Consider the following 15,244-nt stretch of genomic DNA (forward strand, 5'->3'; position numbering starts at 1 on the left):
TTGTTCCATCAGGCGCTTGGCGGCGCTCTTGCTGCCCATGGCGCGGATGCTCGATGCCGGCGGGCCAATGAAGACGAGGCCGGCTTCGGCGCAGGCCTCGGCGAAGCCATCGTTTTCAGAAAGGAAGCCGTAGCCCGGATGGATGGCCTGCGCACCGGTGGCCTTGGCCATTTCGATGATGTGGTCGCCGCGCAGGTAGCTGTCGCGCGCGGCGGCGCCGCCGATATGCACGGCCTCGTCGCACAGCGCCACGTGGCGGGCATTGGCGTCGGCGTCGGAGTAGACGGCCACCGTGCGGATGCCGAGGCGGCGGCAGGTGGCTGCCACGCGGCAGGCGATTTCGCCGCGATTGGCGATCAGGATCTTGTTGAACATGGCGTCCCCCTGATGGACTTCTGTCCGCAGCCAGCGCGGTTGCGGGGACGGCGGCCGTTGACCATTGGCCGTTGGCCGCCGCCGTTTCCGCCAGCTTACCCTGCGTAGCCCTCGGTGCGGATATCCAGCCGTGCCAGCAATGCGCGATCGCGATCTGCCTGGGGGTTGGCGGTGGTCAGCAAGCGGTCGCCGTAGAAGATGGAATTGGCGCCGGCCATGAAGCACAGGGCCTGCAGCGCGTCGTCCATGGTCTCGCGGCCGGCGGACAGGCGCACCATGGCGCTGGGCATGGTGATGCGCGCCACGGCGATGGTGCGCACGAACTCGAACGGGTCGATCGGCGCGGTGTCGGCCAGCGGCGTGCCCTTGACCGCCACCAGGTTGTTGATGGGCACCGATTCGGGATACGGGTCGAGGTTGGCGAGCTGCGCGATCAGCCCGGCGCGCGCTTCGCGCGATTCGCCCATGCCGACGATGCCGCCGCAGCACACGTTGATGCCGGCCTCGCGCACATGGCCGATGGTGTCCAGGCGGTCCTGGTAGGTGCGGGTGCCTATGATCTCGCCGTAGAACTCGGGCGAGGTATCGAGGTTGTGGTTGTAGTAGTCGAGGCCCGCGTCCTTCAGGCGCTGCGCCTGCTCGGCCTCCAGCATGCCGAGCGTGACGCAGGTCTCCAGGCCCATGGCCTTGACCTCCTTCACCATCTCGATCACCGGCTCAAGGTGGCGGTCCTTCGGGCTGCGCCAGGCGGCGCCCATGCAGAAGCGGCCAGCGCCACTGGCCTTGGCGGCACGCGCGGCCTCCAGCACCTCGTCGAGCGCCATCAGCTTGCCCGCGGTGACGCCGGCATCGTGGTGCGCGCTCTGCGGGCAGTAGCCGCAATCCTCTTCGCAGCCACCTGTCTTGATCGACAGCAGCGTGGAGAGCTGCACGGCGTTGGGATCGAAATGCTCGCGGTGCACCTGCTGGGCGCGGAACAGCAGATCGTTGAACGGCAGCGCGTACAGCGCGGCGACCTCGGCCACGGTCCAGTCGCCCGGCTTGGTGGCGGGCGTGGGCTCGGTGAAGCGGCGGGCGGTCTGGCGCAGGGTGTCGGCGGAAATGGTGGCGACAGTCTGGCCGGCGTGGGTGGTTGCGGTCATGGTGGTGATTTGTCCGGTGATTCGTTCGGTGTTTTCAGTCTTTGTTCGTTGCGCGCTCAGGCGGCAATGCCGGTGCCGGCGGCATGGCAAGCGGCAAAGAGCGGCGCCAGCGCGAGCTGGCTGGCGGCTTCGGCCGGCGCGGTCTGCCACGGCAGCGTGCCGAGCCAGGGCGCGCCCAGCGCCGCGCGCAGCGTGTCGATGTTCTCGTCGGCCAGGAGCATGTCGGGATCGATGCGGTTGGCGATCCAGCCGGCCAGGTGCAGGCCGCGCGCGCGCACGGCTTCGGCGGTGAGCAGCGCGTGGCTGATGCAGCCCAGGCGGATGCCAACCACCAGCACCACCGGCAGGCCGAGCATCACGGCGAGGTCGGCCGTGTCCCAGCCGCCCTGCTCCCGCGGCGCGCCGTCCAGCGGCACGCAAAAGCCGCCAACGCCTTCCACCACCACCGCGTCGGCCTGCGCCTGCAGCGCGGCAAAGGCGGCGCGGATCGGCTCGCGCGTGATGTGCGCGCCTTCGATGGCGGCGGCCAGGTGCGGCGAGGCCGGCGTGCGCAGCAAAAACGGGCACGTCAGCGCTTGCGGCACGGTCACCGAGCTGGCGGCGCGCAGTCGCGCCACGTCATCGTTGTGCCAATGGTCATCGCGCCATTCGCTGCCGCTTGCCACCGGCTTCATGCCGACGGCCCGATGGCCGGCGGCGCGCAGCGCGTGCAGCAAGGTGGCGCTGGCGTGCGTCTTGCCGATGCCGGTGTCGGTGCCCGTGACAAAACAGGCGATCATGACGCCTCCTTGCGCGGCACCACGCTGGCAAGGCTGGCGAGCAGGCGCTCGACATCGGCCACGGTGTGCGAGGCCGACAGCGTGATGCGCAGGCGCGCGGTTCCGACGGGCACGGTGGGCGGGCGAATCGCGCCAACGCGGATGCCATCTGCCTCCAGCGCCGCGGACAGCGCCAGCGCCGCCACGTTGTCGCCCACGATCACGGGCTGGATCGCGGTCGAGCTCTCGCCCAGCCGCCAGCCGGCCGCACGGGACAGGCTGGCCAGGCCGCCACGCAGCGTGCGGATCAGCTCGTTGAGCTGCGCGCGGCGTTGCCGCCCTTCGTCGCCGGCGATCAGCGCCAGGCTGGCGGACAAGGCGTGCGCCACCGCCGGCGGCGCGGCCGTGGTGTAGATGTACTGCCGCGCGGTGTTGACGAGATGATCGATGATGGTCTCGTGCGCGGCCACGAAGGCGCCCGCCACGCCGGCGGCCTTGCCCAGCGTGCCGATATAGATGAAGCGCGGCGACGTCAGCGCGAGATGCTCCAGCACGCCGTGGCCTTGCTCGCCCAGCACGCCGAAGCCATGCGCGTCGTCCAGGATGATCCACGCGTCGTGCCGCTCGGCCAGCGTGAGCAGCTCGGCCAGCGGCGCGAAATCGCCGTCCATGCTGAACACGCTGTCGGTGACGATCAGCTTGAGCGGGCTGGTGCTGGCGCTCAGCAGGCCTTCCAGCTCGGCCACATTGCGATGCGCATAGCGGCGGACTTCGGCACGCGCCAGGCGTGCGCCGTCGATCAGCGAGGCATGGTTGAGCTCTTCGCAAAAGAGCGTGGCGTCGGCGCTGCCAAGTGCAGTCAGCACCGCCATGTTGGCCATATAGCCGGTGCTGAAGTAGAGCGCAGCCGCGTGCGGAATGTTCGGCGCGAACCACTCCGCCAGCTCACCCTCGAGCCGGTGGTGAGCCAGCGAATGGCCGCTCACCAGGTGCGACGCCCCGCTGCCCGCGCCGAACTGGCGCGCGCCCTCGGCCATCGCCGCGATCAGCGCGGGATGGTTGGCAAGGCCCAGGTAGTCGTTGCTGCAGAACGTCAGCAACGAGTGCATCTCTCCGCCGCAGGCATCGCTCACGGCTTGCTGCGGCGCGCAGGCGGAGTACGCGGTGCGGCGGCGCCGCGTCAGTGCCTTTTCGTCGCGCTCGGCGGCGGCCAGGGTCAGGTGCTCAAGCAGCATGGCATATCTCCGTGGGTGCGCCGGTACCGTTGCCGGCGCTATCGTTCCGGTCCATGCCGGCGAGCACCGTGTCGAGCGTGGCTTGCAACTGGCCGGCCAGCCATTGCGAAAGCTGCGCATCGAACACGTACGGCGGCATGATGTAAAGCGTGCGGCCGATCGGCCGGATCAGCACGCCGTGCGCGCGCGCGGCGTGATGGAAGCGCGCGGCGAACTCGCCTGCGTTGGCCGCGTATTCCTCGCGCACGTCGGCGGCCCAGATCAGGCCGCGCTGGCGCACGTGGTGCAGCCGCGCATCCGCCGCCAGCCCCGCCATGGCTTGCGTGAGCCACTGCGCGCGCTGGCGGTTCTGCGCCACCACGTCTTGCCTGGCGAACAGGTCCAGCGTGGCCAGCGCGGCGCGGCAGGCCAGCGGATTGCCGGTATAGGAATGCGAGTGCAGGAAGCTGCGGGCGCGGTCCGGGTCGCGCGCTTCGGCCACGAAGGCCTGCTGGATCGCGCTGCGCGACAGCACCAGCGAGAGCGGCAGGTAGCCACCGCTGATGCCCTTGGACAAGCACAGGAAATCCGGCCACAGGTGCGCCGGCAGCGCTGCGCCGGGCTCGCCCGCGCCGCGCGCCTGCTCCCACGCGAAGAAGGTACCGGTGCGCCCGCAGCCCACCGCGATCTCGTCGGCGATCAGGTGCACGCGGTAGCGGTCGCACAACGCGCGCACGCCTTCCAGGTAGACCGGATCGTGCATCGCCATGCCGGCGGCGCACTGCACCAGCGGCTCGATGATGAGCGCAGCGATCTGGCCGCCGCGCGCCTGCAGCAGCGCCTCCAGCGCATCCAGCGCGCGCTGCGCGACATGCGCGGCGCTTTCGCCCGGCGCGGCCTGGCGTGCATCTGGCGACATCACCACATGCGAGCTCATCAGCATCGGATCGTAGGCATCGCGGAAGATCGCCACGTCGGTCACCGCCAGCGCGCCCACGGTCTCGCCGTGATAGCCATGGCGCAGGCAGACGAATTCGCGCTTGCCGCCCAGGCCGGTGTTGCGCCAGTAGTGGAAGCTCATCTTCAGCGCGATCTCGACGGCGGATGCGCCGTCGCTGGCATAGAACACATGGCCGAGCGCGCCGCCGGTGAGCGCCGACAGGCGCTCGGCAAGCTCCACCGCCGGCGCATGCGTGCAGCCGGCCAGCATCACGTGCTCGAGCGTGTCGAGCTGCGCGCGCAACGCAGCGTTGATGTCGGGGTTGGCGTGGCCGAACAGGTTGACCCACCAGGAACTGGTAGCGTCGAAATAGCGCTGGCCGTCGGTGTCGTGCAGCCAGGGGCCCTCACCACGGGCGATGGCAAGCGGCGGCTCGCCGGCATCGGGCCGCAGCGGCGTGCACGGATGCCATACCGCGCGCAAGCTGCGCTCGCCGAGCGTGGGCTGGGCGGGATGCGCGCTCGGCGCCAGGGACGCGGAATTGGACTGGTCTTCCAAGGAAACCCTCCTTTGTTGACCGCGCGCTAGCCTGCCCGGCCGGGCGGAGCCTGGCGTGGCGGCACTTGCGTGCGGGTTGGGGAGAGTCATGGTAGGGAGCTACCTGGTGAATTGGCAAACAGCGTCGGATTTACACGTTGGCAACACGTTGAGCGACAAAGCACGAAGAAGTACGTAACCGCCTCGTATCCTGACGCTTGCGTGCGCCTATCTCCACCTCGCGTCGCCGCATGCGGCGGGCGATTCCATCCACCTATCGAAAAAAATTGCCCGTCACGGCTGCGGATCGAACGAAAGCCCGATCTCCTTGAAGAACCGCTCGACCTCCGGCAGCCACACCGGCACGCCCGCCCGTGCGCCGAACAGCGTGTGGGAGTCGCTTGCGAAGGTCCCGAAATCCACCATGCGGGCGTTGGCGGCGGGGCCATGCGCCTGCGCCGTATAGGCCTCGAAGAATTTTGCCGGCAGGGGCTGTGGCCAGTAGCTGTCGTTATCGCCATACAGCCACAGCGAGGGATAGCGCGCCTTCTTGCCGTAGTCGCTGAACGCGTCCACCAGGTTGAATTCCCAGCGGCTGCAGGATTCGTCGCGCAGGCCGCCGGCAAAATTGATCACGCCCAGCACGCCCGGATATGCGATGGTGGCAAAGGCCATGGTGGTCAGCCCGCCATGCGACTGGCCGATCACCACAATGCGCGATTTGTCCACATAGGGCTGCCCGGCCATGTATTCGAGCGTGGCCACCACGTCCTCGGCCTGCACCACGCCGTTGCTCTCGACATTGCAGCCGCCGCCGATATACGCGCCGCCGGATTTGGAAAAGCCCTGGCGCATCGGCAGCGCCACGACGTAGCCGCGCTTGACGAACTCCGCGCTCTGCACGAGGTAGCGTGCACGCGACTGGAAGGCCGGCTTGCCGGCCGCCTTGCCGTGATTGATCACGACCAGCGGAAACGGGCCGTCGCCGGGTGGCTTGAAGACGGTGGTCTCCAACTCCAGCGAGAACATGATGCCGGGCTTGGGAACCATCGCGATCTGCTCCGAGGCGCCGGGGATGATGGCGGCGATCGTCGCAGGTGCCTGGGCCTGCTTCGTGGATGGAGGCAGGGCCATGGCGCCGGTGAATGGCAGGGTCAACAGCAGGGCCAGGGCCAGCCGATGCATCCATCTCATGATTGCCTGCTCCTTGGTTGCCACCGCCGTGCGCGGCGTCGCTGCTCTGCCCGCTGCCCGCCCCTTCAGCCCGTGCGCTTGGGCAACGGATGCCCCGGCAACAGATCGTAAGGATGGCGCCAGCCCGGCAGCGTACGCAGCCGCTCGGTCCAGGCGTGGATATGCGGATACTCCTTGCGCCAATGCACGCCGATCTCGTCGTCGTAGAACACGTACCCTGCCAGCGAAAAATCGGCGATGGTCAAGCGCTCGCCCAGCACGTACGGCCGTCCGGACAAATGCGTGTTGAGCACATTCCACGCGCCCTCGCAGCGCTGGCGCAGGAACTGCAGCACGGCCGGGTCCGGCGCCTTGGCGAAGGCGCGCAGGAAGCGGTAGCTTGCGGTGTAGGACGTGAACTTGTGATTGTCGAACAGCAGCCAGCGCAAGACCTCGGTGCGTTCGGCCTCGCTGGCGGGGCCGTAGATGTCGAGACGCTGCGCGAGCAGGTCCAGGATGGCGCCCGATTGCGACAGGCGGCGGCCATCGAACTCAAGCACCGGCGCCTCGCCCATTTCGTTGATGGCGCGGTACTCCGGCGTGTGCGTCTCGCCGTTGAAGTAGTCGACGAAGCGCGGCGTCCACAGCTTTCGGCCACGCTGCACGCCGACGGTTTCCAGCAGCAATGCCACCTTGTAGGTGTTGCCGGACTGCGCGAAGCCATACAGCAGGTAACCGGTGTCTTGCGCGGTCTCCTGCGCGGTGCCAGCAGCCATCGATTCCGTCATGGTGTCTCCCCCAGCATTTCGCCATCGACATAGAGCCAGCGCGGCGCCTCGCCGGCACTGCGCGGCTCGCGTACAAAGCGGCTGCGCTCGTGCAGCCGCCAGGCGCGCCCGCCCACCTTGTAGCGCGCCACGAATTCCACCTGGGCATGCGTCTCGTCCTGCTGCGCATGCGCCTTGACGGCCAGCCCGAGCCAGCGCGTATCCGTGTCCGCGGCGAGATCGGCCGGGCAGGTGGATGGATGCCACGTATGACGCAGCCAGTCCACGTCGCCCAGCACATAGGCGCTATAGCGCGAGCGCATCAGTTGCTCGGCGTTGAACGGCAGCGCCTCGCCGCGATGAAAGCGCCCGCAGCAGGTGGCATAGTCGCCCCCGCCGCATGGGCAGCCGCCGGTGCCGGACGCGCGCGCCTTCATCCGATCAGCCCCGGCAGCTCGCGCATATCGGTGAAGGTCGCTACAGCGCCGGCGGCCATCAGCGATTGCGCCGCGTTGCGCGCGGCGTAGCCGAGCACGGTCATGCCCGCGGCAACACCTGCGGTCACGCCCGTCGGGCTATCCTCGATCACCACGCAGCGCGCCGGTTCCACGTTCATGGTGCGCGCCGCCAGCAGGTAGACATCGGGCGCGGGCTTGCTGCGCTCGACCTCGGTGGACGAGAAGATATGCTCGCGCTCGTCCTGCTGGAACAGCTCCACCAGGCCGGTGCGGATCAGCTGCAGTTTGACCTTGATGCGATCCGCGCCCGAGGCCAGGCAGATCGGCAAGCCTGCCGCCACGATCGCGCAGACCGCTTCGCGCACATGCGGCACCGCCTGCACTTCCGCCTCAAGGACTGCGTTGCGACGCACAAACCACTCCGACAGCCAGTTTTCCGGCAGCGGCGAGCCGCGCCGGCTGGCGATGTTGTCGAGTTCTTCGCGCACCGCGCGGCCAAGGAACCACTTGGTGGATTCCTCGATCGAGATGCGGATGCCAAGCTCATTGAGCATCTCGTTGAGCACGCGGTTGACGATGGGCTCGCTGTCGACGAGCACGCCGTCGCAATCGAAAATCACGCAATCGAAGCGGGGATGGCGGATCGGCTTGATGCTGGCATTCATGCGGGTTTCTTTTCCTTGCTGCTGTCTGTGCTGCTGTCTGTGTTGCTGTCCTTGCCCGGCACGGCACGTAGTTCCGTGGGGCGCTTGCTCTTGAGGTGTGCCTCAATCTGGTCGAAGCGGTCGAAGCCCCAGAACGGCTCGCCGTCGATGATCACGAAGGGCGAGCCGAACACGCCCTTGGCCATGGCCACGTCGATCTCGGCCTTGAGCTGGTCCTTGATCTGGAAGCTGCTGGCGCCGGCATCCATGGTGTGCGCGTCGATGCCGAGCGGCCCGGCCAGCTTTACCAGCTCGGCCGGCTCGGCGATGTTGATGTCGTCCACGAACAGGGCGTGATAAACCGACTTGGCGAACGCGGTGGCGATATCGTCGCCATGATGGTTCTGCAGCCACAGCACGGCGCGGGCGGCTTGCGTGGTGGGCAGCGGGAAGTGCGTCGGGCGCTTGTACTCGATATTGTGGAAGCGCGCGGTGCGCTCGAAATCGCGCCAGGAATAGTCGCCCTTGAGCGGCACCTGCGGCAGCGGCGAGCTGCCGGTGGTCTTGAACACCACGCCGAGCAGGATCGGATGCCAGGCGACGATGCGCCCGTATTTCTGCGCCAGCTCGTCGATGCGCGTGCTGGCGAAGTAGCCATAGGGCGAGGAGAAATCGAAGTAGAAATCGATGGCAGCAGTCATTGTTGTCTGTGGGCTCCTGGCGTCTGGCCGTTTGGGTTCGATACTTCGGTGATTCGATGATGCGCCAACTGGTTGGTTCCGTGCTGCACGCAAGCCGCCCTCAGGCCAGCGCCCGCGCGATCAGTATCTTCTGGATGTCGCTGGTACCCTCGTAGATCTGGCACACGCGCACATCCCGGTAGATGCGCTCGACCGGGAAATCGCTGACATAGCCATAGCCGCCGAAGACCTGGATGGCGGCCGAGCAGACCTCCTCGGCCATCTCGCTGGCATACAGCTTGGCCATGGCGGCCTCCTTCAGGCAAGGCCGCCCCGCGTCCTTGAGCGACGCGGCGTGCCACACCATCTGCCGCGCCACCTCGATCTTGGTCGCCATGTCGGCCAGGCGGAACTGCACGGCCTGATGCGCGAACAGCGGCTGGCCGAAGCTCTCGCGTTCCTTGGCATAGGCCAGCGCCGCGTCGAACGCCGCGCGCGCCATGCCGATGCTTTGCGAGGCAATGCCGATGCGTCCGCCTTCCAGGCCGGACAGCGCCATCTTGTAGCCGGCACCCTCCTCGCCCAGCATATTGGCTGCCGGCACACGGCAATCCTCGAACAGGATCTGCGCGGTGTCCGACGAATGCTGGCCGAGTTTTTCCTCGAGCCGCGCGACGATATAGCCGGGCGTGGCGGTGGGCACCAGGAAGGCGCTGATGCCGCGCTTGCCCGCCGCCTTGTCGGTGACCGCGAGCACGATGGCCACGTCGGCGTTCTTGCCGCTGGTGATGAATTGCTTGACGCCGTTGAGCACGTAGTCGTCGCCATCCCTCACCGCGCTGGTGCGCAGCGCGGCGGCATCCGAGCCCACGTGCGGCTCGGTCAGGCAGAAGGCGCCGAGCATTTCGCCGCGCGCCAGCGGCACCAGCCACTGCTGCTTCTGCGCCTCGCTCGCGAAGGCCATCAACATGCTGCAAACCGGGCAGTTGTTGACGCTGATGACGGTGGAGGTGCCGCCGTCGCCGGCGGCAATTTCTTCCAGGATCAGCGCCAGCGAGAGATAGTCGAGTCCGGCCCCGCCGTACTGCTCGGGCACAGCCACGCCGTACGCGCCCAGCGCGGCCAGCTCGCGGTGCACCGCCTGCGGGAAGGTTTTGTCGCGATCCCATGCGGCGGCGTGCGGCGCGATCTCCTGCTGTGCGAACTGGCGCACGGCGTCGCGGATCATTTCCTGTTCTGGCGTGAGCAGCATGTCAGATCACCAAGCGGGTAGCGGCGACGGCCGTGGCAAAGAAAACAACAGAAGCGGTGCTCACCACGGGATCACGCTGCCATCGTAGTTGCGAAAGCCGCCGTTGTCCTGCCGAGTCGCGCCGGCAATCACGCTGCGCATCCCGGATACGCTTTGCTGCGGCGTGAGGTCGGCTTCCTTGCCGCCCATCTCGGTCTGTACCCAGCCCGGGTGGAAGGCCAGGCAGGTGGCGTGGCGCGCGTCGAGCGAGGTGGCCTTGAGTGCCGCGTTGGCGGCCGCCTTGCTGACGCGGTAGAGCCAGCTGCGGTTGCTGTCCATGGTGCCGATGCTGCCCATGCGCGAGGCCAGCACCGCCAGCACGCCGCCCTTGCCCGAGCGCCCGGCCTCGACCAGCGGCAGCAGCAACGGCAGCGCCATCATCGGCCCCAGCACGTTGACATGCATGACCTTGTCGAAGTCCTCACGGGTCACCGGCTGCGCGCCTTCGGTGCGCGGGCCGATCACGCCCGCGTTGTAGATCGCCACGTCGATGGACTCGCCGTCCAGCTTCCAGCCCAGCCCGGCGACCTGGCCCGCGTCGGTCAGGTCGGCGCGCAGCGCCTCCGCGCCGAGCGCCTCGATGGCCTTTAAGCCATCGTCGCTGCGCGCGACGGCCAGTACCCGCCAGCCGTCGGCGCGGTACTGGCGCACGAATTCGAGACCGATGCCACGCGAGGCACCAAGGATGAGAGCAGTTGGCAAGGCGGTACTCCTTCTTCTATGTTGGCTACGGCCTGGCTGCCGCACGGGGCGGCAGCCGCTTCATGGCTGTCGATGCAGCCGGCGTTGCTAGATCAAACGATCTCCAGCCCCACGGCGGTGGCTTCGCCCCCGCCGATGCACAAGCTGGCCACGCCGCGCTTGCCGCCGGTCTTGCGCAGCGCGCCGATCAGCGTAGCCATGATGCGCGCGCCCGAGGCACCGATCGGGTGGCCCAGCGCGCAGGCGCCGCCGTGGATGTTGACCTTGTCGCGCGGGATCTTGAGGTCGTGCATGGCAGCCATTGGCACCACGGCGAACGCTTCGTTGATCTCGAACAGGTCGACGCTGTCTGTGGTCCAGTCAAGCTTGCGGTACAGCTTGTTCATCGCCTCCACCGGCGCGGTGGTGAACCAGCCGGGCGCCTGCGCATGCGTGGTGTGACCCAGCAAGCGGGCCAGCGGTTCCAGGCCAAGCCGCTTGGCGGTGGATTCGCGCATCATCACCAGCGCGGCCGCGCCATCGTTGATCGACGACGATGAGGCGGCGGTAATGGTGCCGTCCTTGGCAAAGGCGGGCTTGAGCGAAGGGATCTTGTCGACCTTGATGCGGCGCGGGCCTTCATCGGTGTCGATGACGGTGTCGCCGCCGCGCCCCGGCACCGTCACCGGCGCAATCTCCCAGCGGAAGTCACCGCGCTCGGTGGCCTGCTGGGCGCGCCGCACGCTTTCCATGGCGAACGCGTCCTGCGCCTCGCGGGTGAACTTGTACTTGGCCGCGCAGTCCTCGCCGAAGGTGCCCATCGAGCGGCCGCCGCCTTTTTCGTCCTTGATGTAGGCATCCTCCAGCCCATCCAGCATCATGTGGTCGAAGATCATGCCATGGCCGATGCGGTAGCCGCCGCGGCCCTTGGGCACCAGGTACGGCGCATTGGTCATGCTCTCCATGCCGCCGGCAATGCCGATCTCGAATGCGCCCGCGATCAGCGCGTCATGCACATTCATGGCGGCGCGCATGCCGGAGCCGCACATCTTGTTGACGGTGGTGCATCCCACGCCAAGCGGCAGGCCAGCGCCCAGGGCAGCCTGCCGGGCCGGCGCCTGGCCCAGGCCCGCAGGCAGCACGCAGCCGAACACCACCTCCTCGATCTGCTCCGGCGTCAGGCCGGCGCGCTCAACTGCGGCGCGGATGGCGGTGGCGCCAAGCTGCGGCGCCGTCAGCGCGGCGAACTCGCCCTGGAAAGCCGCCATGGGGGTGCGGGCGGCGGATACGATGACAACGGGATCATGCATGGTATGTCTCCAATGATTGGGGCGCTGACTGGCGGCGATGTTGGCTCTTGCCGGAAATCTCTCTGTGCTTGCTGCCTGGCTGATGACGAACGGCTAGCGGATCGATGCTTGCGGCGGATCGCCGAACTGGCGGTAGGCGGCCTCAAGCTGGGCGTGCAGTTCGTCGTTGCTGCTGGCGGCCATGCCCAGGTCGCGCAGCAGCCCATCGGACACGCCGTAGACCCAGCCATGAACCGTGACCGCCTGCCCGCGGTCCCACGCGTCCTGCAGCACCGTGGTCTGGCACACGTTGTTGACCTGCTCGATCACGTTGAGCTCGCACAGGCGCGTGTGCGCGTCTTCCTCGCGGGTGATGGTGCCAAGGTAGGCGCCGTGCTTGTCGGCCACGTCGCGCACATGGCGCAGCCAGTTGTCGGCCAGGCCGATGCGCTGGCGCTTGAGCGCCACCTTGACGCCGCCGCAGCCATAGTGGCCCACCACGGTGATGTGGCGCACCTTGAGCACTTCCACCGCGAACTGGATCACGGACAGCGCGTTGAGGTCGCTATGGGCGATGACGTTGGCGATATTGCGGTGGACAAACACCTCGCCAGGCGCCAGCCCGAGAATCTGGTTGGCCGGCACGCGCGAATCGGAGCAGCCGATCCACAGGTACTCGGGCGCTTGCTGGTTGGCCAGGCGCATGAAGAAGCTCGGGTCTTCCGCATTGACGCGGTCCACCCACTCGCGGTTGTTGCGGAATAGCTGTGCGATGGCGTCACTCATGCGACTCTCCTTGCTGGAGCATGTTCGTTGCCGTGCGCACGCGCTTTGGCGTCGCCGCTGCCGGCGGCATAGCGATGGATAAAGCGTTCAGAAACATCGTAGGCATAGAAGTCATGGATTTGCCCGGCCAGCAGCCGGTCCTTGTGAGCCTGCCACATGGCAGGATCGAAAAAGTCTTCGTGGTGCCGCAGGAAAGCAGCGCGCACGCGCGCGTCGCCGAGCAGGAAGGTGCGATAGGTCTCGGGGAAGATATCGTGCCGTCCCACGCTGAACCAGACCTCGCCGGACATTTCCTCCTCCTCGTTGCGCGGCTGCGGCACGTGGCGGACATTGGTGTCCGTCATGTACTCGATCTCGTCGTAGTCGTAGAACACCACGCGCCCGTGGCGCGTCACGCCGAAGTTCTTGTAGAGCATGTCGCCGGGGAAGATATTGGCGGCGATCAGCTCCTTGATGGCGTTGCCGTACTCGACGATGCCGTGCTCGACCTGCGCATCCGAGCCTTCCTGCAGCCAGATGTTCAGCGGCGTCATGCGGCGCTCAATATACACGTGGCGCACGACAATTTCCTCGCCGCCATCCTTGCCACGCTGGTATTCGATCATCGACGGCGCATGCAGCTCCAGCTCGCGCACCAGCGCATCGTCGAAGCGCGAGAGCGGGAAGGCCACGTCGGAGTACTCCAGCGTATCGGCCATCCGCCCGACGCGGTCGTGCTGCTTGACCAGCTGGTACTTGGACTTGATCAGCTCGCGCGTGGTCTCCTTGGGCGCCGGGTAGTAGTCCTTGATCACCTTGAACACGTAAGGGTACGACGGCAGCGTGAACACCAGCATCACCAGGCCCTTGATGCCGGGCGCGCTGATGAACTTGTCCGAGGAGTGCTGCAGATGATGCAGGAAGTCCCGGTAGAACAGGTTCTTGCCCTGCTTTTGCAAGCCCAGCGAGGTATAGATTTCAGCGCGCGGCTTGCGCGGCATGATGTCGCGCAGGAAGGTCACGTACGCCGACGGGATCTCCATGTCGACCATGAAGTACGAGTGCGTGAAGGAGAACAGGATCAGCAGCTGCACCTTCTTTAGCAGCACCGTGTCGAGCGACAGCTTGCCACCTGGCGTGTGCACGATGGGAATCGCCAGCGGGTAGGTGCGGTCGGCATTCAGGATACGGCCGACGATGAAGGCCGACTTGTTGCGGAAGAACAGCGACGACAGCACGTGGATCTGGAAATTCGGCGCAATGCGCAAGTCGCCGAAATACTCGGTGACGGCGCGCACCACATAGCCGATATCGCGCGTGAGATCGTCGAACGGGCGCTCAAGCTGGAAATTGTGGACGATGCGCTCGAAGCACGCCGCCATGCCCTTGCGGCTGCCCGGATAGTAGGCGCGGAAGGTCGGCCGCGTGGGCGACTCCTCGTTCTCGATGTACTCGGTCGAGACGGCCGGGCGCACGAAGATGAAGTCGTTGTTGAAGTACGAGCGGTGCAGGATGCGCGTGCATACCGAGTTGAAGAACGTCTCGGCCAATTCGGGCTGGTGGTGATTGGTCAGCAGGCCGATGTAGTGCAGCTTGATCTGCTGCCAGATCTCGTCTTCGATATTTTCCGCGTCGTATTCGTCTTCCAGGATCACGCTGGTTTCGCGTACCCGCTCGTTGTAGAAGTCGATGCGGTCGCGCTGCAGTTGCAGCAGGCCATGCCAGTCGGCCGCTTCGAACTTCAGCTTGGCCTGATGGCTCACCTCGCGGAACAGCCGGTAGTGCTTGTCAAACCCGTCCAGCATGGTCCGGGCCACGTCGTAGGCGATCTGCGAGGACAGCAGCTTGGGGAAGTGGGACATGTCGCAGACCGGTGACTAAAGCTAGAGGTGGTTCCGGAGATTGTAAATTGGTTCGGCGGTAGGGCGAGTGCTCTTTCGGTCAATTCGGCGCAGGCGGCAGGGCACTTAGGCTGGCGCTGCCGCCTCGCGCCACCGCGCCCGGCCGCGTGCAGCGCCTGCGTCACATGGTTTGCGAGAACAGCTCGCGCCCGATCAGCATGCGGCGGATTTCCGAGGTGCCGGCGCCGATCTCGTACAGCTTGGCGTCGCGCCACAGGCGGCCCACCGGGTACTCGTTGATATAGCCGTTGCCGCCCAGGATCTGCACGGATTCGCCGGCCATCCAGGTTGCCTTCTCGGCGGTGTACAGGATCACTGCGGCGCAGTCCTTGCGCACCTGGCGCACGTGTTCGGTGCCGAGCGAGTCGAGATTCTTGCCCACCGTGTAGAGGTAGCTGCGTGCGGCCTGCAGCGTGGTGTACATGTCAGCCACCTTGCCCTGGATCAGCTGGAATTCGCCAATGCTCTGGCCGAACTGCTTGCGGTCGTGGATGTACGGCGTGATCACGTCCATGCACGCCTGCATGATGCCCACCGGGCCGCCGGAGAGCACCGCGCGCTCATAGTCCAGCCCGCTCATCAGCACCTTGGCGCCCAGGTTCTCGCCGCCAAGGATGTTCTCCACCGGC

Annotated in this window: 16 protein-coding genes; all 16 read right to left on the reverse strand. The window is 66.9% G+C overall.

Annotated features, from left to right (window positions below; translation table 11 throughout):
• A partial coding sequence (locus ACYP5B_RS22480; RefSeq protein ID WP_459571147.1) for a biotin carboxylase N-terminal domain-containing protein occupies positions 1 to 375 on the reverse strand: 375 nt, incomplete at its 3' end.
• Between the two features lie 95 nt (positions 376 to 470).
• Positions 471 to 1,517 (reverse strand): biotin synthase BioB, encoded by a 1,047-nt coding sequence (gene bioB / locus ACYP5B_RS22485; protein WP_400097475.1) that lies wholly within the window; start codon positions 1,515 to 1,517, stop codon positions 471 to 473.
• Positions 1,518 to 1,573: 56 nt separating this feature from the next.
• Positions 1,574 to 2,296, reverse strand: coding sequence for a dethiobiotin synthase (bioD, locus tag ACYP5B_RS22490; protein WP_459571148.1), 723 nt, complete (start codon positions 2,294 to 2,296; stop codon positions 1,574 to 1,576).
• Entirely contained in the window at positions 2,293 to 3,510 is a 1,218-nt protein-coding gene (gene bioF / locus ACYP5B_RS22495) for an 8-amino-7-oxononanoate synthase (RefSeq protein WP_318233958.1), read from the reverse strand. Before bioF ends, bioD begins: the two co-directional genes overlap by 4 nt.
• Positions 3,500 to 4,987 carry an adenosylmethionine--8-amino-7-oxononanoate transaminase gene (gene bioA / locus ACYP5B_RS22500; RefSeq protein WP_400097479.1) on the reverse strand — a complete coding sequence of 496 codons (1,488 nt, stop codon included), beginning with the start codon at positions 4,985 to 4,987 and terminating at the stop codon, positions 3,500 to 3,502. The genes bioF and bioA overlap by 11 nt, the downstream gene beginning before the upstream one ends.
• A gap of 273 nt (positions 4,988 to 5,260) precedes the next feature.
• A complete protein-coding gene (locus tag ACYP5B_RS22505; RefSeq protein ID WP_318233956.1) occupies positions 5,261 to 6,160 on the reverse strand; it encodes a dienelactone hydrolase family protein in 900 nt (299 codons plus the stop codon).
• 65 nt (positions 6,161 to 6,225) lie between these two features.
• A complete protein-coding gene (locus ACYP5B_RS22510) occupies positions 6,226 to 6,927 on the reverse strand; it encodes a glutathione S-transferase family protein (RefSeq protein WP_400097481.1) in 702 nt (233 codons plus the stop codon).
• A complete protein-coding gene (locus ACYP5B_RS22515) occupies positions 6,924 to 7,343 on the reverse strand; it encodes a YchJ family metal-binding protein (RefSeq protein WP_267605188.1) in 420 nt (139 codons plus the stop codon). Before ACYP5B_RS22515 ends, ACYP5B_RS22510 begins: the two co-directional genes overlap by 4 nt.
• Entirely contained in the window at positions 7,340 to 8,029 is a 690-nt protein-coding gene (locus tag ACYP5B_RS22520; protein ID WP_267605187.1) for an HAD family hydrolase, read from the reverse strand. The genes ACYP5B_RS22515 and ACYP5B_RS22520 overlap by 4 nt, the downstream gene beginning before the upstream one ends.
• Positions 8,026 to 8,709, reverse strand: a complete 684-nt coding sequence (locus ACYP5B_RS22525; RefSeq protein ID WP_459571149.1) for a DsbA family protein — start codon at positions 8,707 to 8,709, stop codon at positions 8,026 to 8,028. The genes ACYP5B_RS22520 and ACYP5B_RS22525 overlap by 4 nt, the downstream gene beginning before the upstream one ends.
• A gap of 100 nt (positions 8,710 to 8,809) precedes the next feature.
• Positions 8,810 to 9,940: an acyl-CoA dehydrogenase family protein gene (locus tag ACYP5B_RS22530; protein ID WP_267605185.1), complete on the reverse strand. Its 1,131-nt coding sequence runs from the start codon at positions 9,938 to 9,940 to the stop codon at positions 8,810 to 8,812.
• A 60-nt stretch (positions 9,941 to 10,000) separates the two neighbouring features.
• Positions 10,001 to 10,681, reverse strand: coding sequence for an SDR family oxidoreductase (locus ACYP5B_RS22535; RefSeq protein WP_459571150.1), 681 nt, complete (start codon positions 10,679 to 10,681; stop codon positions 10,001 to 10,003).
• 92 nt (positions 10,682 to 10,773) lie between these two features.
• Positions 10,774 to 11,970: an acetyl-CoA C-acetyltransferase gene (locus ACYP5B_RS22540; RefSeq protein WP_459571151.1), complete on the reverse strand. Its 1,197-nt coding sequence runs from the start codon at positions 11,968 to 11,970 to the stop codon at positions 10,774 to 10,776.
• Between the two features lie 93 nt (positions 11,971 to 12,063).
• On the reverse strand, positions 12,064 to 12,735 hold the full coding sequence (can, locus tag ACYP5B_RS22545; RefSeq protein ID WP_267605182.1) for a carbonate dehydratase: 672 nt from the start codon (positions 12,733 to 12,735) through the stop codon (positions 12,064 to 12,066).
• Positions 12,732 to 14,576 carry a bifunctional isocitrate dehydrogenase kinase/phosphatase gene (aceK, locus tag ACYP5B_RS22550; protein WP_267605181.1) on the reverse strand — a complete coding sequence of 615 codons (1,845 nt, stop codon included), beginning with the start codon at positions 14,574 to 14,576 and terminating at the stop codon, positions 12,732 to 12,734. The genes can and aceK overlap by 4 nt, the downstream gene beginning before the upstream one ends.
• 160 nt (positions 14,577 to 14,736) lie before the next feature.
• The coding region (locus tag ACYP5B_RS22555) for an acyl-CoA dehydrogenase family protein (protein WP_459571152.1) at positions 14,737 to 15,244 on the reverse strand (508 nt) is incomplete at its 5' end.

The sequence above is a fragment of the Cupriavidus sp. 8B genome (assembly GCF_054589115.1).